The organism is Amorphus coralli DSM 19760 (assembly GCF_000374525.1).
Lineage (GTDB): Bacteria > Pseudomonadota > Alphaproteobacteria > Rhizobiales > Amorphaceae > Amorphus > Amorphus coralli.
Window position 1 is genome coordinate 133825 of the sequence record NZ_KB894574.1, and the last position, 18025, is coordinate 151849.

At 65.5% G+C, this 18025-nt stretch carries 18 protein-coding genes; 5 read left to right on the forward strand and 13 right to left on the reverse strand.

Annotated elements, in window-relative coordinates; genetic code table 11:
* Positions 1–2: 2 nt before the first annotated feature.
* From C507_RS0113665 to rfbB, 9 genes are all read right to left on the reverse strand, one after another.
* Positions 3–584, reverse strand: a complete 582-nt coding sequence (locus C507_RS0113665) for an acyltransferase (RefSeq protein WP_018700270.1) — start codon at positions 582–584, stop codon at positions 3–5.
* Entirely contained in the window at positions 584–1696 is a 1113-nt protein-coding gene (locus C507_RS0113670; protein WP_018700271.1) for a DegT/DnrJ/EryC1/StrS family aminotransferase, read from the reverse strand. The genes C507_RS0113665 and C507_RS0113670 overlap by 1 nt, the downstream gene beginning before the upstream one ends.
* Positions 1693–2823, reverse strand: coding sequence for a glycosyltransferase family 4 protein (locus C507_RS21395; RefSeq protein ID WP_169508972.1), 1131 nt, complete (start codon positions 2821–2823; stop codon positions 1693–1695). The genes C507_RS0113670 and C507_RS21395 overlap by 4 nt, the downstream gene beginning before the upstream one ends.
* Positions 2711–3538: a class I SAM-dependent methyltransferase gene (locus C507_RS22845; RefSeq protein WP_169508973.1), complete on the reverse strand. Its 828-nt coding sequence runs from the start codon at positions 3536–3538 to the stop codon at positions 2711–2713. The genes C507_RS21395 and C507_RS22845 overlap by 113 nt, the downstream gene beginning before the upstream one ends.
* A gap of 110 nt (positions 3539–3648) precedes the next feature.
* The gene (locus C507_RS0113685) at positions 3649–4656 is read right to left on the reverse strand and encodes a UDP-glucuronic acid decarboxylase family protein (RefSeq protein WP_051089779.1); all 1008 of its coding nucleotides are present in this window, start codon (positions 4654–4656) and stop codon (positions 3649–3651) included.
* A gap of 69 nt (positions 4657–4725) precedes the next feature.
* Complete coding sequence (rfbA, locus tag C507_RS0113690) at positions 4726–5595, reverse strand: glucose-1-phosphate thymidylyltransferase RfbA (protein WP_018700275.1); 870 nt, start codon at positions 5593–5595, stop codon at positions 4726–4728.
* Entirely contained in the window at positions 5592–6488 is an 897-nt protein-coding gene (gene rfbD, locus C507_RS0113695; RefSeq protein WP_018700276.1) for a dTDP-4-dehydrorhamnose reductase, read from the reverse strand. Before rfbD ends, rfbA begins: the two co-directional genes overlap by 4 nt.
* An 8-nt stretch (positions 6489–6496) precedes the next feature.
* Positions 6497–7060 (reverse strand): dTDP-4-dehydrorhamnose 3,5-epimerase, encoded by a 564-nt coding sequence (gene rfbC / locus C507_RS0113700; protein ID WP_018700277.1) that lies wholly within the window; start codon positions 7058–7060, stop codon positions 6497–6499.
* A 2-nt stretch (positions 7061–7062) separates the two neighbouring features.
* Positions 7063–8148 carry a dTDP-glucose 4,6-dehydratase gene (gene rfbB, locus C507_RS0113705; protein WP_018700278.1) on the reverse strand — a complete coding sequence of 362 codons (1086 nt, stop codon included), beginning with the start codon at positions 8146–8148 and terminating at the stop codon, positions 7063–7065.
* Between the two features lie 246 nt (positions 8149–8394).
* Between rfbB and C507_RS0113710 the strand changes: the two genes are divergently transcribed.
* Positions 8395–9207: a YdcF family protein gene (locus C507_RS0113710; RefSeq protein ID WP_026319085.1), complete on the forward strand. Its 813-nt coding sequence runs from the start codon at positions 8395–8397 to the stop codon at positions 9205–9207.
* On the opposite strand, the gene C507_RS0113715 is transcribed toward C507_RS0113710, so the two are convergent.
* From C507_RS0113715 to C507_RS0113730, 4 genes are all read right to left on the reverse strand, one after another.
* Positions 9195–10217: an NAD-dependent epimerase gene (locus C507_RS0113715; protein ID WP_018700280.1), complete on the reverse strand. Its 1023-nt coding sequence runs from the start codon at positions 10215–10217 to the stop codon at positions 9195–9197. The two genes, C507_RS0113710 and C507_RS0113715, sit on opposite strands and share 13 nt — an antisense overlap.
* A 73-nt stretch (positions 10218–10290) precedes the next feature.
* Positions 10291–11574, reverse strand: coding sequence for a nucleotide sugar dehydrogenase (locus C507_RS0113720; RefSeq protein WP_018700281.1), 1284 nt, complete (start codon positions 11572–11574; stop codon positions 10291–10293).
* Between the two features lie 143 nt (positions 11575–11717).
* Positions 11718–12614 carry a methylated-DNA--[protein]-cysteine S-methyltransferase gene (locus C507_RS0113725; RefSeq protein WP_018700282.1) on the reverse strand — a complete coding sequence of 299 codons (897 nt, stop codon included), beginning with the start codon at positions 12612–12614 and terminating at the stop codon, positions 11718–11720.
* 79 nt (positions 12615–12693) lie between these two features.
* On the reverse strand, positions 12694–13209 hold the full coding sequence (locus C507_RS0113730) for a DUF2244 domain-containing protein (protein ID WP_018700283.1): 516 nt from the start codon (positions 13207–13209) through the stop codon (positions 12694–12696).
* A 22-nt stretch (positions 13210–13231) separates the two neighbouring features.
* On the opposite strand from C507_RS0113730, the gene nth reads away from it, so the two are divergent.
* The 4 genes from nth to C507_RS0113750 are packed head-to-tail and all read left to right on the forward strand — an operon-like array spanning position 13232 to position 17944.
* The gene (gene nth / locus C507_RS0113735; RefSeq protein WP_018700284.1) at positions 13232–13981 is read left to right on the forward strand and encodes an endonuclease III; all 750 of its coding nucleotides are present in this window, start codon (positions 13232–13234) and stop codon (positions 13979–13981) included.
* Between the two features lie 53 nt (positions 13982–14034).
* Positions 14035–14778: a trehalose-phosphatase gene (gene otsB / locus C507_RS0113740; RefSeq protein ID WP_018700285.1), complete on the forward strand. Its 744-nt coding sequence runs from the start codon at positions 14035–14037 to the stop codon at positions 14776–14778.
* Positions 14775–16553 carry a glycoside hydrolase family 15 protein gene (locus C507_RS0113745; protein ID WP_018700286.1) on the forward strand — a complete coding sequence of 593 codons (1779 nt, stop codon included), beginning with the start codon at positions 14775–14777 and terminating at the stop codon, positions 16551–16553. Before otsB ends, C507_RS0113745 begins: the two co-directional genes overlap by 4 nt.
* A gap of 8 nt (positions 16554–16561) precedes the next feature.
* Positions 16562–17944: an alpha,alpha-trehalose-phosphate synthase (UDP-forming) gene (locus C507_RS0113750; RefSeq protein ID WP_018700287.1), complete on the forward strand. Its 1383-nt coding sequence runs from the start codon at positions 16562–16564 to the stop codon at positions 17942–17944.
* The last annotated feature ends 81 nt before the right edge of the window (positions 17945–18025 follow it).

The window sequence follows — 18025 nt, forward strand, 5'->3', positions numbered from 1 at the left end:
GTCTAGGCCTCGCCGTTTTCCGGCGCGCCCTGTCCGGACAATAAACGGGCTTCCAGGTCCAGCAGATCACGGCTGCGCTCGCCGACCTGGCGGCCGCCCGCGTAGATGCCGAATGCCGCGCACGAAGCCTTCACCAGGCTCAGCGCACCGATGGCCACCCCCTCCTCCAGCGTCACGCCCGGCAGAATGACCGAGCCCGACCCGACGATCACATGCTTTCCGAAAAAGACGTCGTCGACCTGCACGCTCTTGAAGCGCGCTGGCACCATTGGATTGGTCATCGATCGTCCTGAGTAATCATCGTTCGATGAATAGATCGAAACGCGAGAAGAAATGTTGCAGAAATCGCAAATACGGATCCGGCCCGTCCCAATCAGACTGGAATAGACTGCAATGTGTACATAGTCGCCGATCTCAATTCCACCTTCACCCGCCGAAAGAACGCAGAAATCATCGATACGAACATTGCTGCCAAGCGATATGTCGCCGGGATTGTACAAGGAGGACTTGCGCGAGATGAGGACGTTTTCGCCGAACCGCCCCAGCCCCAGATCTGCAAGCTCGTCATCCGTGTAAAAGGCCATCAGCGCGCCTCCCGGATGGCGTCGATGACCCGGTCCTGAACGTCCGCCGTGAGGGTTGGGTACATCGGCAGGCAGATGACCTCGCTGGCGACCCGCGTGGCAACCGGCAGGTTGTGGGCGGCGGCGCTCGGCAGGCCGCGATACATCGGCATCGTGCTGATCAGGGGATAAAAATAGCGGCGCCCGAAGATGCCCCGGTCCTTCAGATGGGCGTAGAGCCCATCACGCGAGACGCTGAAGGACTCCGTCACCCGGATGGGGAAATAGGCGTGATTGTACCGCGTCTCCGCAGGTTCGGACGGGAGCACGAGGCCTTCCATGCCGCCAAGCGCGTCGTGGTAGCGGCGATGCACCGCGCTGCGCCGCTCGATCGCCTCGTCGATATGCCGAAGCTGAAGCAGGCCCATGGCCGCCTGCACCTCATTCATCTTTCCATTTATGCCCGCCTCGACGACGGTCACTTCGTCGGCGAAGCCGAAATTCTTCAGGTAGTCGATATGCTGCTTGGTCTCGGCATCCGGGCAGACGATCGCTCCGCCCTCGAAGGTGTTGAAGACCTTGGTGGCGTGGAAGCTCAAAACCGAGAGATCGCCGTGCCGCAGCAGGCTTTCTCCGCGAAAGCCGACGCCAAAGGCATGGGCGGCATCATAGATCACCTTCAGGCCTTGGGCGCTGGCGATCTCGCCGATCCGACCGACCTCCGACGGAACACCGTAACAGTGCACCGGAAGGATCGCGGTCGCTTCCGGGCCGATCGCCGCCTCGATCCGGTCCGGGTCGAGATTCATCGTTTCCGCATCGATGTCGACGAAGACCGGAGTGAGATTGTTCCAGACAAGCGAATGCGCGGTCGCCACGAACGAATAGGGCGTGGTGATCACCTCGCCGGTGATGTCCAGCGCCTGCAGGGCGGTGACGAGCGCAATCGTTCCGTTGGTGAATAGGGAGAGGTGCTCGACGCCCAGATAGTCCGCGAGCGCGCGTTCGAACTCCTGGTGGAAGGCGCCATTGTTGGTCAGCCATTTCCGCTCCCAGATCGCCTCCAGATAGGGAACGAAGTCCTCAAGCGGCGGCAGGAAGGGTTCCGTGACATGGATCGGGCGGTCAGTCACTGGCCGGCTACCTCGCGGTAGAGCGCGAGATAGGCATTCGCCACCCTTTCCGGGGAGTAGCGCTCGACATTCCGAAGGCCTGCATCCACCACGGCCTGCCGATAGGCAGGGTCCTCCAGAATGCGATCGAACCCGGCGCGGATCGACGCCACGTCGAGCGGATCGACCAGGCAGGCGCCATCGCCGGCGACATCTCGAAGCGGCGCGACGTCGCTTGTCACCAGTGGACGACCGATGGCTTGCGCCTCGATGATCGGAACGCCGAAGCCCTCGCCGGTGGAGGCGAAGGCGACAATATCGCAGTCGACATAGAGGGCGTGCAGCGCCTCGGTCGACAGGTCGACATGGGTCTCGTGATCGATCCCGTTGCGCTCAAGCGCCGTGGCAAGCTCAGCGTCGATCCGGCCGACGAGCACCAGGGTCACATCGAGGCCGCGAAGCGCTTCCGCCAGGCGGACCACGTTCTTGTAGGGTTTGGTGCCCACCTGCAGGATCCGGATGCGCCCGCGCGGAAACGGTTTCGGCGAGGGCCGGAACTGCGGTCGATGGCAATTGTCGACGACCCTGACTGTCGAAGGATCCGCCTGAAGATCATGGCAGATGGCTGATCTGGTCTCGTCGGACACCGCCGTTGTGGCCGCTGCCCGGCGCATCGGGAGCAGCATCCAGAACCATTTGTAGAGCCAGCGTTTCGCCCCAGTCAGGCCAAACCGGAAATTGCCGAGATCATGGATGGTAATGACCGTCTTCCGACGCGGCAGAAGCAGCGCCAGATAGGTGATGTCGCCGGTCACGTGGTAGATATCGGCATCCAGCCGCCGCAGCGCGAGCGCATCCGCCAGCGCCATTGAGCGGCCCCGCGCCTCGTACTCGACGACATCTGCCTGGCGGCTGACTTCACCGGCAATCGCATGGAAGAGCTCCTCGATGCTGAAGGCATTCGATCTCCGCTTCCTGTAGACATATGCGATGCAGATACCCCCACGTGACGGGAAATCCTGAATAAGGGCGAGATCACGCAAGCTTCTGGACGACAATCCCCCCTCCACGACAAATGAGGCGACCAAAAAGCCCCGGATGAGAGACTGCGTACCAACGCCTAGACTTGAAATAGGCAAGTGCAGCATGGGCATCCATACTTACAAAGGCGTCATCGTCGGATACGTGAGGAAATCTGTCCCACAGGCTAAAGTCCGGCGAAAGCCTTCTATAGTCCAGTGATACAGAACAACCCAGACTAAGCTTGAACTCTCGCCAGAAACGGCTTGGTATCGCGATCACCATGCGAAACACGATCCATTCTCGAAGGGGTATCGCAAACTTGCCGACGCGCTCGGCGATAGTGAGATCGGAATAAGGTCGCTGTTGAAGCTTCTTGACTGTCCATGGCCGGCAGTTCCACGCAGGACAAAGAAACGCAACGCCTCCAGGTTTCACGACTCGGGAAATCTCGTCGAACGCCAGTTCGACTTCCGGCACGTGTTCGAGCGTTGCAAAGCTGAAAAGAAAATCGACCGACTCGTCCTTCAGTGGAAGGGCGCGCGCATCCGCTTCCGCGACACGGAGCACCTCGCCGTGGCGCTGTTTCGCGAGGCGGAGTGCCGTTCCCGAATACTCGAAACCGAGCCAGTTCGCATGACAGCGGTGAAGATCGCCCAAACCGCAGCCAACTTCCACGACACGAGCATCGTTACCCAGCCTCAATTTGCCGAGCCATGCCCTGACAGCCTCCATCTGAATGTTCGGCCTCGTGTCTAGGGCGCCCGGCAACAGCCCGGCATAGTTGTGGCCTCCGACCTCATAGACGGTGTCGTAGAGCGACTTGGTGCTGGAGGCATCCAAGCTTTTTCGTGCAGAGGAGGACTTCTCATGCCGACAGATCATTGTTGCTGACAAGCCTTCCCCGACAGTCTCGGTTTCCCGGTACGCACCCATAATTCGCAGGCGCCTTGCTAGGGCACGCTCGACAAAAGCCTATCGAAATAGGCGATCGTGCGCTTCAGGCCCTCTTCCAGTGCAGTCGTCGGCTGCCAGCCGAGCGCATCGCGCGCCAGCGTGATGTCGGGCTGGCGCTGCAGCGGATCGTTTTCGGGGAGCGGCTTGTGCACCAGAGACGACGTCGATCCGACCATCTCGATAACCAGATCGGCCAGTTGCCGGATGGTGAACTCCCGCGGATTGCCGATATTGACGGGCCCGGTGAAGTCGTCCGGTGTCGCCATCAGCCGCCTGAATCCGTCGATCATGTCGTCGACGAAACAGAACGACCGCGTCTGGCTGCCATCGCCATAAATGGTGATGGCCTCCCCCCGCAGCGCCTGCACGATGAAGTTGGAGACCACACGCCCGTCGTTGGGGTGCATGCGGGGGCCGTAGGTGTTGAAGATCCGGGCCACCTTCACCGGCATGCCGTGCTGCCGGCGATAGTCGAAGAACAGCGTCTCCGCGCAGCGCTTGCCCTCGTCGTAGCAGGAGCGCGGCCCGATCGGATTGACGTTGCCCCAGTAGCTCTCCGGCTGGGGATGGATCCTTGGGTCGCCGTAGACCTCGCTCGTGGAGGCCTGCATGATCGGGCAGCGCAGGCGCTTGGCGAGCCCCAGAAGGTTGATCGCCCCATGCACCGACGTCTTGGTCGTCTGGACGGGATCGTGCTGATAGTGTATCGGCGAAGCCGGGCAGGCGAGGTTGTAGATCTCGTCGACCTCGACATAGAGCGGAAAGGTCACGTCGTGGCGCATCAGCTCGAAGCGCTTCTGGCCGATCAGGTGCTCGATGTTCTGCCGCCCGCTCGTGAAGAAGTTGTCGACGCACAGGACCTCGTCACCTTCCGCGATCAGGCGCTCGCAGAGATGCGAGCCCATGAACCCAGCGCCGCCGGTGACGAGCACGCGCTTGCGCACGCCGAGCGAACTCCGTCCGGACGCAGGGTAGGGGCATATCGTGGTACTGCGATCGGACATGGCACAGCCTCTTGGACCGTGTAGCAGATGGAAATCAACACCTTTTGATTGCGAATCTGCCGGCACAAATCAAGCAGGATCGACAAGGGTCGCGATGTAGCGGCCATAATCGCTTGCGCCGAAGGCTGCAGCCAGGACCAGAAGCTCGGTGCGGCTGATCCAGCCGCGCGAATAGGCGATCTCTTCCGGACAGGCGATCCGCAACCCCTGCCGATGCTCCAGCGCGCGGACATACTCTGCTGCCTGCATCAGCGATTCCGGCGTCCCTGTATCCAGCCAGGCAAAGCCCCGACCGACACGCTGCACCGCCAGGTCGCCCCTTTCCATGTAGGTCCGGTTGACGTCCGTGATCTCAAGCTCGCCTCGGTCGGAGGGCCGCAGCGCCCGCGCGATCGACGGCGCATCGCCGTCGTAGAGATAGAGACCGGTCACGGCCCAGTTCGAGCGCGGCCGCTTCGGTTTCTCCTCGATGGACGTGGCCTTGCCGTCCTGCGACAGGGTGACCACGCCGTACCGGCCCGGGTCGCCGACCTGGTAGGCGAAGATCGTGCCGCCGGACAGGCTTGCGACCGCCTCTCCCAACAACTCCGGAAGACCGTGACCGTAGAAAATGTTGTCGCCGAGTATCAGTGCGCACGGCCCGCCCTCCAGAAAGTCCTCGCCGATCGTCAACGCCTGGGCGAGGCCTTCCGGGCGCGGCTGCTCGGCATAGGTGAGCGACAGGCCCCACTGGCTTCCGTCGCCGAGCATCTGTCGGAAGAGCGGCACATCGCGAGGCGTGGATATCACCAGGATCTCCCGGATCCCGGCCAGCATCAGCGTGGTCAGCGGATAGTAGACCATCGGCTTGTTGTAGACTGGCAGGAGCTGCTTGGAGACGACATGGGTCATCGGATAGAGGCGCGTTCCGCTGCCTCCCGCGAGAATGATGCCCTTCATCGGATGGTTCCTTCCCGAATGATCCGCTCGACGCAGATCCGCAGCGATGACCGCCAGTCGGGCAGCCGGATGCCGTGCACGGTGGCGAGCTTTCTCGTATCGAGGCGCGAGTTCAGCGGACGGCGCGCCGGCGTCGGATAGTCCGCGCTGGCGATGCGGATCACCCGTGCCGACGGCCCACCGGCTGCAGCCGATACCGCGAACGCTGTCTCCGCCACGTCGGCCCAGGAGGCCTCGCCGCCGTTCGCCACGTGGAAGATGCCGCGCAGGCCCATGTCCCCCGGACGAGTTGCAAGGCTGAAGGCGACTGCGAGGGCCGCTTCGGCGAGGTCCCCGGCGTAGGTCGGAGCGCCAACCTGGTCGTCGACGACCTTTACGGCTTCCCGATCTTCCGCCAGACGCAGCATGGTGCGCACGAAGTTCCGCCCGTACGGCGCATGGACCCAGGAGGTGCGCAGAATTGCGCAATTGTGCGCAGAATTGCGCACCGCATCCTCGGACGCGAGTTTCGTGGCTCCGTAGACGCCCAGGGGATGGGTCGGGTCGGTCTCGCGCCAGGGCCGTGCGCCGCTGCCGTCGAACACGTAATCCGACGAGACATGGATGACCGGCACCCCGAGCGCTGCGGCCGCCCGGGCAACGGCTTCGGCCCCTTCCACGTTGATCGCATGCGCGACGTCCACCTCGCTTTCCGCTCGGTCCACGTCGGTGTAGGCGGCCGCATTGAGGATGGCGGTGGGTCGGACACTTGCCAGTTTTTCGGCCAGGCCTGCCGGTGAGGCGAGATCGAGCTCGGGCCGACCCAGGAAAACAGGCTGCCACCCGACCGTCTCCGCCCGTTCGGCGAGCGCGCGGGCGAGTTGCCCCGATCGTCCGATCACGGCGATACGCATCGCGGCCCCTACCGGTCCCATTCGGAGATCGCCGGCAGTTGGGCAAGCCTTGGCAGGTCCCGATCCTTGTCGGAGAGAACCGCCTCGCCAGGGTCTACCGGCCAGTCGATGCCGATGTCCGGGTCATCCCAGGCAAAACCGGCATCGTGGTCGGGCGAATAGAAGGCCGTGACCTTGTAGACAATCTCCACGTTGGATGTGAGCGAGCAGAAGCCGTGCGCGAAGCCTTTCGGCACGAAAAGCTGCAACCCATTGTCCGCCGAGAGTTCCTGCGCCACGAACCGGCCGAAGGTCGGCGAGGAATGCCGCATGTCCACGGCCACGTCGAAGACCGCCCCGCGGACCACGCGCACCAGCTTGTCCTGGGCAACGGGAGGGAACTGGAAATGGAGCCCGCGTACCGTCCCTTTCGCGCTCGAGTGGGAATGGTTCTCCTGCACCCAGTCCACTGGCAGGCCGGCGTCGCGGAATACATCGTCGCGATAGACTTCGGAGAAAAAGCCGCGATGGTCCCCGTGCCGGCGTGGCCGCACGATCATCACGTCCGGAATCGCGGTTGCCTCGATCTCCACCTCTAGCGAGCCTCCCTCCCAGCAGCAGCGCCCGCGCCAACGGCACCCAACCGCTCGCCGCGATAGACGCGGCGTAGCGGCTCCCACCATGCCTGATTGTCGAGATACCAGCGGATCGTCTTGCGCAGCCCGCCCTCGAAACTCTCGCTCGGGGACCAGTTGAGGTCGCGATCGATCCGCGACGCATCGATCGCGTAGCGCAGATCATGGCCGGGCCTGTCGGGCACGAAACGGATCAGGTCGGAGCGCGGGCCCGCCTCTCCCGGCACCATCTCGTCGAGAAGCGCACAGATCGTCCGCACCACCTCAATGTTCCGGACTTCGGTGCGACCGCCGATATTGTAGACGTCACCGGGCCGGCCCTCGGTGGCGACCAGCACCAGGGCGCGGGCGTGATCCTCGACAAACAGCCAATCGCGCACGTTGTCGCCGGTGCCGTAGACAGGCAGCGGCTGGCCGTCGAGTCCGTTCAGGATCATCAGCGGGATCAGCTTCTCGGGAAACTGAAAAGGCCCGTAATTGTTGGAGCAGTTGGTAACGATCGCCGGCAGGCCGTAGGTCTCGCGCCAGGCGCGCACGAAATGGTCCGAAGCCGCCTTCGACGCCGAGTAGGGCGAGTTCGGACGGTAGGCGGTCTCCTCGGTGAATTGCCCCTCGGAGCCGAGCGTGCCGTAAACCTCGTCGGTGGACACGTGGTGGAAACGGAACCGGTCGCGCTCGTCACCCGCCAGCGTCTGCCAGTGGCGCGAGACTTCCTGCAGCAGCGCGACGGTTCCGACGACGTTCGTCGTCACGAAGTCCATCGGCCCGTCGATCGAGCGGTCGACATGGGTTTCGGCAGCCAGGTTGAGAACGATATCCGGTCGGAAGTCGGCGAGGAGCGCGCCTACCCGGGGCGCGTCGCCGATGTCGGCGCGGATGAACCGGAAGCGGGGATTCGAGCGGACCGACGCCAAAGAGCTCAACGTGCCCGCGTAGGTGAGCTTGTCCAGCACAACCACGTCGGCATCGGTGTCCGACAGCAGAAGACGGACCACGGCCGAGCCGATGAAGCCCGCCCCTCCGGTTACCAGAAATCGCTTCGCCACGACGGTCTCCCGGCGGCTGCTGCACCACCAGGATGAGGTGTGCGTCACCGATGACGCGTCGCTTAGCAGGGCGTCCCCGCGCATTCAACCAGCATTCTTACGTTGCAACCCCTCATCCCACTGGCGCCATGCGCGTATCCGCGGCATTCATGTGCCGGTAGGCTTTGCCCCATCCCCCGAGGCGCCATGACGCTCGGCGACCCTCACGGCGCCCATCGCGCACCCCTTCAGACCGCAAGGCGCCACATGCTTCCGGTAATCGACAGCATCCTGCGCTTCCTCGTTACGCCGTCTAACGCGATCGTGGTGGTGCTCGCTGTCGGCCTGATCCTGCTGGTCGTCGGCCGGCACCGCAGCGGGCTCGGACTGGCCGGCCTCGGAGCAGTTCTCATCGTCCTGTTTGGATACACCACGCTCGGCCTCGCTCTGCTGCGACCGCTGGAGGATCGGTTTCAGCCCTCTCCGACGGTCGCCAGCGACCCTCGGGGCATCATCATCCTCGGCGGGGCCATCAATGCCGCGATGATGGGCGACGGACGGCCGATTTCCATCAGCGGCGCCGGTGACCGGTTCACCGTGGTGGCCGGCCTGGCCCGCCGTTTTCCCGACGCGAAGATCTTCATCGCAAGCGGCGGTTCCCCGGCCGATGCCTCGGGCGCGACCGAGTTGTCCGTCGGCAAGCGGCTGCTGCAGAGTTTCGGCGTGGAGGGCTCCCGGATTTCCGGAGACATCCGCTCGGCCACCACATGGGACAATGCCCGCTTCGCCCGGGAGGCTCTTCTGCCACAGACCGGCGAGACCTGGATTCTGGTAACCTCGGCCTGGCACATGCCCAGGGCGGTCGGGGCCTTTCGGCGGGCCGGCTGGGGCGGCCTCGTCCCCTGGCCGGTCGACTACCAGACCCGGGACGGCGACTGGCCTGGTCTCGTCGCCAGACTCTCCGCCGGGCTCGGCCTGATGGACGCCGCCGCCCACGAATGGCTGGGCCTGCTCGCCTATCGGCTGCGTGGCAGGTCGAATGACCTGTTTCCCGGTCCTGAGCCGGCTCAGGAGCCGTAATAGTCCCGGTACCACCGGACGAACCGGGCGACGCCCTCACGCACCGGCGTGGCGGGCTTGTAGCCCACCGCCGCCTCCAGCTCGGAGACATCGGCATAGGTGTCGGGCACGTCGCCCGCTTGCAGCGGCAGCATCTCCTTGATTGCGGGCTTGCCGACAGCTTCCTCGATCGCCTCGATATAGGCGGACAGCTTCACCGGCGCGTTGTTGCCGATGTTGAAGATCCGGAACGGCGCATTGGACGACCGCGGATCGGGATCCGACGGGTCCCAGGCGGGATCCGGCTCGGCGATCTGGTCGGACACCCGGATCACCCCTTCCACGATGTCGTCGACATAGGTGAAGTCGCGGGTGTGGTTGCCGTGGTTGAAGACCGGGATCGGCTCACCGGCAAGGATGTTCTTGGTGAACATGAAGAGCGCCATGTCCGGCCGTCCCCATGGCCCGTACACCGTGAAGAAGCGCAGGCCCGTCGTTGGAAGGCGATAGAGATGGCTGTAGGAATGCGCCATCAGCTCGTTGGCGCGCTTGGTGGCGGCGTAGAACTGCAGCGGATGGTCCACCCCGTCGTGCTCCGAGAACGGCATTTTCGTGTTGGCGCCGTAGACACTCGAGGTGGATGCGTAGGTCAGGTGCGGCGTCTGCGCGTGCCGGCAGGCCTCCAGGATGTTGGTGAAGCCGATCAGGTTCGATTCCACATAGGCATGCGGATTGACCAGGCTGTAGCGAACGCCCGCCTGGGCCGCGAGATGGATGACCCGGTCGAAGCCATGGGTGGCGAAGCACTGCTCCACCGCCTCCCGGTCCGCCAGGTTGGCCCGCACAAAGGCGAAATCGCCCTGGGCGCGGGCCGCGGTTTCTTCAAGAACCTTGAGACGTGCTTCCTTGATGGCGGGATCGTAGTAGTCGTTGACCACGTCGAACCCGACCACGGTGTCACCGCGCTCGATAAGGCGCAGGGCTGTCTGGAAGCCGATGAAGCCGGCGGCGCCGGTAACGAGAACCTTCATGGGGCGGCCGGTCTTTCTTGTTCTGTCCGATTGATGTGTCCACCGCGCAACCGACATGCCGGCAGCGACGGAATTATGGCCGCCACAGGCGGACCGCTTCGGGTTTCCGGCCTCGGTCGAGGCGGGCCTTCAGATCCATCACCACCCCGTCACCGGACGACAGCAACCCGGCGATGAAATCCCAGCCCCGCTCCAGATAGGACGCATGCGGCACCGCCAGGACGACCGCGTCCGCCTCGCCAAGCGCGGTTTCCGGCACCAGATCGAGACCGTACTCGGCGCGCACCTCGTCGGGATCGGCAAGGCAGTCGGACACCGCAACCTCCATCCCGAAGCGCTGGAGCTCGCGGATGACGTCGATCACCTTGGAATTGCGGATGTCGGGCACGTTCTCCTTGAAGGTCACGCCCAGCACGGTGATCCGCCGACCGGGACGCGGTCGGCTGGCAACAAGCTGAACGCAGGCCCGCCCGATCCGCGCGCCGGCATCGTCGTTGGTGCGCCGGCCCGCCAGAATAACTTCCGGGTGGAGGCCAACCATCTGGGCCTTGTGGGTCAGATAGTAGGGATCGACGCTGATGCAGTGACCGCCCACCAGCCCCGGCGTGAAGCGCAGGAAGTTCCACTTCGTACCGGCCGCCGCCAGCACGTCGTATGTGTCGATGTCCATGCGCCCGAAGATCTCGGAGAGTTCGTTCATGAAGGCAATGTTGAGGTCGCGCTGGGCGTTCTCGATCACCTTCGCCGCTTCCGCCACTCGGATCGACGGGGCGCGGTGGATGCCGGCGGTGACCACGGAGCCGTAGACGGCGGCCACCACGTCGAGGGTGGCGTCGTCCTGACCGGCAACGACCTTCACGATGGTCTCCAGCCGATGCTCCCTGTCGCCGGGATTGATGCGCTCCGGCGAGTAGCCGACGGTGAAGTCGCGGCCGCAGGTCAGGCCCGACGCGCGCTCAAGCACCGGCACGCACTCATCCTCGGTGGCGCCGGGATAGACGGTCGATTCGTAGACGACAATGGCACCGGGGGAGAGCGCCGCGCCGACCGTCTCACTTGCCGCCATGACGGCGCTCATGTCCGGGCGGCGGGCGGCGTCGATCGGCGTCGGCACGGTGACGATGAAGAAGTCCGCGTCCCGGAGCGCATCCGGGTCGGCGGAAAAGCGGATCGACGAACCGGAGAGAGCGGCGGCATCCACCTCGCGGGTGTGGTCGCGCCCGGCCTGCAGCTCCGCCACCCGACGCCGACTGATGTCGAACCCGATGACCGGTGCGCCGGACGCGGCAAGCGCAACCGCCACCGGCAGCCCGACATATCCAAGACCGATCACCGCGATGCTGCGGTCGTGCTGCATCATCCGTCCCCCCGCCGAGCGACCAACCGTCTTTGGCATGGCATGATCCGTAGATCATTGCTCGCCGCAGAGAAAGTCCGACGGTGGCGGAAGACCCGGCGTCCCGAAGCCGGGAGAGGTGCAATCGCCGTTTTCGCAGTGTGTCAAGCCGCGAAGCGGCCGGCCTCCCAGCCGAGAATGGCCCGCTTACGCGTCAGCCCCCAGTGATAGCCGCACAGGCTGCCGCCCTTGCCGAGCACCCGGTGGCACGGCACCACGAAGGAGATCGGGTTGCGGCCCACCGCCGAGCCCACCGCCCGCATCGCCCGGGGCCGACCGATGTGGCGGGCCACATCCGTGTAGGTGGTCGCCTCGCCCGGCTTCACCTTCAGCAGCGTCTCCCAGACCTGGACCTCGAAGTCGGACCCGATCAGGACCACCCGCACCGGCTGGTCGGCCGTCCAGGCCCCCGGTTCGAAGATGCGAACCGCCGTCGCGGCGGTTTCCTCCGGCGCCTCGCGGTACGCCGCATTCGGCCAGCGGCCGGCCATGTCGTCGAAGGCCGCCTGCTCCTCTCCCGGATCGGCGAAAGCCAGGCCGGCAAGGCCATAGTCCGTGACCATCAAGAGCGCGTTGCCGAACGGGCTTGCATGCCAGCCCCAGCGGATCTCGATACCCCGGCCGCGCTCCCGGTAGACGCCGGGCGGCATCGCGACATGGGTGACGAACAGGTCGTGCAGCCGGCCCGGACCGGACAGCCCCGCCTCGAAGGTGGCGTCCAGAACGCTGGCCCGTTCGTCCAGAAGCCGCAGCGTGTGATCGAGCGTGACGGCCTGCAGGAACTGCTTCGGGGTCAGCCCCGCCCAGCGGTCGAAGACGCGGGTGAGCTGCACGGGCGTCACCCCGACCGACCGGGCGATGTCCGGCACGCTCGGCTGATCCTGGTAGCGACGGCTGATCTGTTCGAGCGCCCGACGGACAATGGCGTAGTCGCTGCCGGGCTCTTCGGAGGAAGGCGCCGGCACGGCCTCCGGCAGACTGTCGATTGCGGGTCCGAGCATGGCGCGGGGCTCCTTGTTTGTCGTCATGGAGCCACCCAACACCGCGCGCGGCGCGCGCGCGACCCGTTTTCGAACGCCGTCACGCCGCGCGTGGTCCGCCGCTGCGCGCATCCGCCAGCGCCGAGCCGAACGCGCTCGCGAAGCTCTCCCGGTCGTCGGGATTGAGGAAGGCCCCAAGCACAAGGCTGCGGCCGTGCGACATCAGGTCCAGCCGCGTGACGCCCTCGTCGGCCAAGCGGGTTACGCTGAGGCGGGCCCAGGCCGGATTGAAGCGGTGCTCGCGCAACCGCCCGCTGGCGGTCACCTGGCGAACCAGCACTTCCGTCGTGGAGACGTGGACCTCTTCGAAGGCCCGGGCGGACCGGTAGTTCAGGCGGAACGCAAAATAGAGAAGACCGACGTCGGCCACCATGAACAGCGCCACCGGCCAGGCGCCGATGGCGTAGAAGCGCACGCCCGACCACAGCGCGATCAGCGTGGCGATGCCCATCATCACCAGGAAGCCGCGCCGTCCGAGCGAGCGATGCGGCGTCAGCACCGCCGAAAAGAACGGTGCGCCGGTCTCGCGATCCCAGGTCGTGTTGCCCTCTGTCATGGAACCCAATTATAGAACCGAAATGGCCGAATCGAAGACCACGTCGCGCACCCGATCCGCAAACGATGCCAAGAGCGGCGCGGCGAAGCCCAGAGCCCCGAAACGCCGGGCGCTCTCCGCCACCCGCACATCCTATACGAAGGCGGAAATCGAAGAGATCTTCGAGCGCTTCCATGCCCGTGAGCCGGAGCCGCGCGGCGAGCTGCTCTACGTCAATCCCTACACGCTGCTGGTGGCCGTGGTGCTGTCGGCCCAGGCCACCGATGTCGGGGTGAACAAGGCAACGCGCGGCCTGTTCGCCGCCGCCGACACCCCGGAAGCGATGGTCGCGCTTGGCGAGGCCGCGGTGCGCGATCACATCAAGACCATCGGCCTCTACCGCAACAAGGCGAAGAACGTGATCGCGCTGTCGCAGGCGCTGATCGCGAACCACGGCGCCGAGGTGCCGCGCGACCGCGAGGCGCTGCAGGCGCTGCCCGGCGTAGGCCGCAAGACGGCGAACGTTGTCCTCAACATCGCGTTCGGGGACCCGACCATCGCCGTGGACACCCACATCTTTCGGATCGCCAACCGGATCGGCCTTGCGCCCGGCAAGACGGTGGACGCCGTCGAGGCGCACCTGGAGAAGGTCATCCCGGCGCGCTTCAAGCAGCATGCCCATCACTGGCTGATCCTGCACGGGCGCTATGTCTGCAAGGCGCGGAAACCCGACTGCGTGGCTTGCCTGATCGCCGACATCTGCAAGAGCCCGGAGAAGACTCTCGCCGCCTGACGGCCCGCGACCGGCGGTCGACCCGGCCCCACGCCTCGGCTAAAAGGAAAGCCATGACGCATCCTCCGATCCCGTCTCGTCCCGCCGTGTTTCTCGATTTCGACGGGACCCTCGTGGACATCGCGGAGACACCGGACGCGATCGTCGTTCCCCCCGAACTGCCCGACATCCTGCAGCGCGTCCAGGAGCGCGTCGAGGGCGCGCTCGCCATCGTTTCAGGGCGCCGGATCGCCGAGATCGACCATCACCTGGCGCCGCTGGCGCTTCCCGCCGCAGGTCTGCACGGCATCGAGCAGCGGCGCCGCGACGGTGGCGCCGTGCTGGAGATGCCCGCGTCCGAGCAGCTTGCCGTCCTGCATGACCGCCTCGCGCACTCCGGTCTGATCTCCGGCGGTGTCAGCCTGGAGGACAAGGGCGCCGGCCTCGCCGTTCACTATCGCCGCGCGCCGGAGCGCGGCGACGCGGTGATCGACACCCTGCGCGACATCGCCCGCGATCTCGACGAGCTTCACCTGATCGAGGGCAAGATGGTCGTCGAGGCCAAGCGCGGCGACGTGAACAAAGGCACGGCCATCACGGATTTCATGACCGCCGCACCCTTCCTCGGCCGGACGCCGGTGTTTCTTGGCGACGACGTGACGGACGAGGACGGGTTCCGCATCGTTGCCGGGCTCGACGGGGTGCCCGTCAAGGTCGGCGACGGCTTCACCGACGCCCCCTTCCGCCTGGCCGGAAGCCGGGCCGTCATGGACTGGCTCCACCGCCTCGCAAACCCGGAGACCTCGCTGGCATCATGAGCTCACTCGACCTCGGCCTGATCGGCAACTGTTCCGTCGCCGTCCTCATCGACAAGGACGCCCGGATCGTCTGGTGGTGCCTGCCTCGCTACGACGGGGAACCGGTCTTCCACTCGTTGCTCGGAAGCCGCTCGGGCGACCCCGCAGACGGCGCCTTCACGGTCGAGATCGAGAACCAGGTCCGCACCGAGCAGAGCTACGTCACCAACACGGCGATCCTGTCGACGAAGCTGTTCTCCGAAGACGGCTCGGTGGTGGAAATCCTCGATCACGCGCCGCGCTTCGAGGCGCGCGGCCGCATGTTCCGACCCACCCAGATCGTCCGCCAGGTGCGGCCGCTGGTGGGCCGGCCGCGCATCCGCATCCGCATCCGCCCGGTGTTCGGCTGGGCCCGCGCCGCGCCGGAGATCACCTCCGGCTCCAACCACATCCGCTATGTGGGCGATGGCATTGCCCTGCGCATGACCACCAACGCGCCGGTCACCTACATCCGCGAGGAAACGTGGTTCCAGCTCGACCGCGAGCTGGCGCTTTTCCTCGGACCGGACGAGACCCTCACCGATCATCCGGTGAAGATCGCGCACACCTTCGTGGAGAACACCGAGGCCCACTGGCGCGGCTGGTCGCGCCGGCTCGGCCTGCCGCTGGAATGGCAGGACGCCGTCATCCGGGCCGCCATCACGTTGAAGATGTGCACCTTCGAGGAGACCGGCGCCATCGTCGCCGCGATCACCACCTCGATCCCGGAGGCGCCGCATTCGGGCCGGACCTGGGACTACCGCTACTGCTGGCTGCGCGACGCCTTCTTCGTCGTCCGGGCGCTCAACGGGCTCTCGGACCTGGAGACGATGGAGAACTATCTCCGCTACATCAACAACATCATCGCGATGACCGACGGCGGCCACGTCCAGCCCGTCTACGGCATCGGGCTCGAGCGCGCCCTGATCGAGGACACCGTCGATCTGCCGGGCTATCGCGGCATGGGGCCGGTGCGCATCGGCAACCAGGCCTATGAGCACTTCCAGCACGACGTCTACGGCAACATCGTGCTGGGCGCGGCCCAGGCCTTCTTCGACCAGCGCCTGTTCCGGCCCTCCGGCGTGGAGGATTTTCACCAGCTGGAGGCCATCGGCGAGAAGGCTTACGAGCTGCACGACAAGCCCGACGCGGGCATGTGGGAGCTGAGGACCCGGGCGCGGGTGCATACCTCTTCGAGCCTCATGTGCTGGGCGGCGCTCGACCGGCTGGCCAAGATCGCCAACCGGCTGGGCCTCGATCCGAAGGGCTGGCGTGCCCGCGCCAACGAAGTGCGCGAAACCATCCTGAAACGCGCCTGGAACGAGGAACTCGGAGCCTTCACCGAGAGTTTCGAAGGCACCGACCTCGACGCGGGCCTGCTGCTGGCGGCCGAGGTGGGACTGGTGTCACCCCACGATCCGCGCTTCGTCGCAACCGTGGAAAAGATCGGCGAGACGCTTCGTCACGGAAACCACCTCTATCGCTACGCCGCAGCAGACGATTTCGGACGACCTGAAACCGCATTCAACATCTGCACGTTCTGGTACATAGACGCGCTCGCGCGGCTCGAGCGCACCGAGGAGGCCCGGGAAATCTACGAATCCATGCTGGCAAGCCGGAACCATCTGGGACTGCTCTCCGAAGACGTCGATCCGTCGAACAGCGAGCTGTGGGGCAACTTCCCGCAGACCTACTCGATGGTTGGCATCATCAACGGCGCGATGCGCCTGAGCCGGCGCTGGGACAAGATGGTCTGAGGGGGGAAATGGGACGTCTGGTAGTCGTTTCGAACCGTGTTGGGCCGCTGAAGGACACCGGCCGGGCCGGGGGTCTGGCCGTTGCGCTCGTGGACGTGCTCCGGGAACGCGGCGGCGTCTGGTTCGGCTGGTCGGGCAAGATATCCGAGGAGGGCACCTTCTCGCCGCTGCGCGAGCAGTCCTCCGGCAACGTGCGCATCGCCACGATCGACCTGTCGGAAGCCGACTACAACGAATACTACGCCGGCTACGCCAATCGCTGCCTGTGGCCGACGATGCACTACCGGCTCGATTTGACCGACTTCGACCGGAAGTTCGACGAAGGCTATCGCCGGGTGAACGAGCGCTTCGCCACGCGCCTGAAGGCGCTTCTGGAACCCGACGACATCATCTGGGTCCACGACTACCATTTCATGCTACTGGGTGCCCAGCTGCGCGCCATGGGCGTGGAGAACCCGATCGGCTTCTTCCTGCACATTCCCTTCCCCGTGCCGGAAGTCCTGACCGCGCTGCCGAACCATGCCGGCATGGTGCGCTCGCTCCTCGCCTATGACCTGATCGGCTTCCAGTCGGAACGCGACGCGTCCGCCCTGCGCCGCTACCTTCTCGAGGAGGCCGGGGCCAGCGAGGGCGAGGACGGGTCGCTTTCGGTCCTGGGCCGCAGCGTCGAGCTTGGCGCCTTCCCGATCGGCATCGATGCGGAGACTTTCGCCGACTATGCCGTGTCGGGCGAAGGTCAGCGCAACTACCGTCGCCTGAAGACGCTGCTCAACGGGCAGATCCAGATCGTCGGCGTCGACCGGATCGACTATTCCAAGGGCCTGCCGGAACGCTTCCGCGCGGTGGAGCGGCTGTTCGAGGACTATCCGGAGAACCGGGGGCGGGTCTCCTTCATGCAGGTGGCTCCGCCTTCGCGCTCGGAGGTGCGGGCCTATGCCGACATTCAGCGTTCGCTGGAGGGCCTGACGGGTCGCATCAACGGACGGTTTTCCGACATCGACTGGACGCCGATCTCGTTCCTCACCCAGTCGCTGCCCCGCCGGGCGCTGGCCGGCATCTATCGGGCCAGCCTCATCGGCCTGGTCACGCCGCTGCGCGACGGCATGAACCTCGTCGCCAAGGAGTATGTCGCGGCACAGGATCCGGAAGATCCCGGCGTTTTGGTGCTCTCGCGCTTCGCCGGTGCGGCGGAGGAGCTGCGCGAGGCGCTCATCGTCAACCCCTATTCGATCGATGCCATCGCCGAAGCGCTGCAGACCGGCATCCGCATGCCCCAGGACGAACGCAAGGATCGGTGGGAGCGGCTTTACAGCCGGATCACGCACACCACTGCCGCGCGCTGGTCGCGCAATTTCGTCGATCGGCTGACCGAGGCGGCAGCGCGCAACTGATCGTCTCAGGCACCGCCTGGACAGAAAAACGGCGCCGGGTGGGGGGACTCGGCGCCGCGAGGCTGACGTCAGATTATTGTC

Bases quoted from the DNA above. Each gene is read 5' to 3' on its own strand.
- rfbD (WP_018700276.1), bottom strand. From the start codon at position 6,488: ATGCGTATCGCCGTGATCGGACGATCGGGGCAACTCGCCCGCGCGCTC.
- C507_RS0113725 (WP_018700282.1), bottom strand. From the start codon at position 12,614: ATGCTCGGACCCGCAATCGACAGTCTGCCGGAGGCCGTGCCGGCGCCT.
- C507_RS0113720 (WP_018700281.1), bottom strand. From the start codon at position 11,574: ATGCAGCACGACCGCAGCATCGCGGTGATCGGTCTTGGATATGTCGGG.
- C507_RS0113685 (WP_051089779.1), bottom strand. From the start codon at position 4,656: ATGTCCGATCGCAGTACCACGATATGCCCCTACCCTGCGTCCGGACGG.
- C507_RS21395 (WP_169508972.1), bottom strand. From the start codon at position 2,823: ATGCTGCACTTGCCTATTTCAAGTCTAGGCGTTGGTACGCAGTCTCTC.
- C507_RS0113750 (WP_018700287.1), top strand. From the start codon at position 16,562: ATGGGACGTCTGGTAGTCGTTTCGAACCGTGTTGGGCCGCTGAAGGAC.
- rfbA (WP_018700275.1), bottom strand. From the start codon at position 5,595: ATGAAGGGCATCATTCTCGCGGGAGGCAGCGGAACGCGCCTCTATCCG.
- C507_RS0113715 (WP_018700280.1), bottom strand. From the start codon at position 10,217: ATGAAGGTTCTCGTTACCGGCGCCGCCGGCTTCATCGGCTTCCAGACA.
- C507_RS0113745 (WP_018700286.1), top strand. From the start codon at position 14,775: ATGAGCTCACTCGACCTCGGCCTGATCGGCAACTGTTCCGTCGCCGTC.
- C507_RS0113665 (WP_018700270.1), bottom strand. From the start codon at position 584: ATGGCCTTTTACACGGATGACGAGCTTGCAGATCTGGGGCTGGGGCGG.
- otsB (WP_018700285.1), top strand. From the start codon at position 14,035: ATGACGCATCCTCCGATCCCGTCTCGTCCCGCCGTGTTTCTCGATTTC.
- C507_RS0113730 (WP_018700283.1), bottom strand. From the start codon at position 13,209: ATGACAGAGGGCAACACGACCTGGGATCGCGAGACCGGCGCACCGTTC.
- C507_RS0113710 (WP_026319085.1), top strand. From the start codon at position 8,395: ATGCTTCCGGTAATCGACAGCATCCTGCGCTTCCTCGTTACGCCGTCT.
- nth (WP_018700284.1), top strand. From the start codon at position 13,232: ATGGCCGAATCGAAGACCACGTCGCGCACCCGATCCGCAAACGATGCC.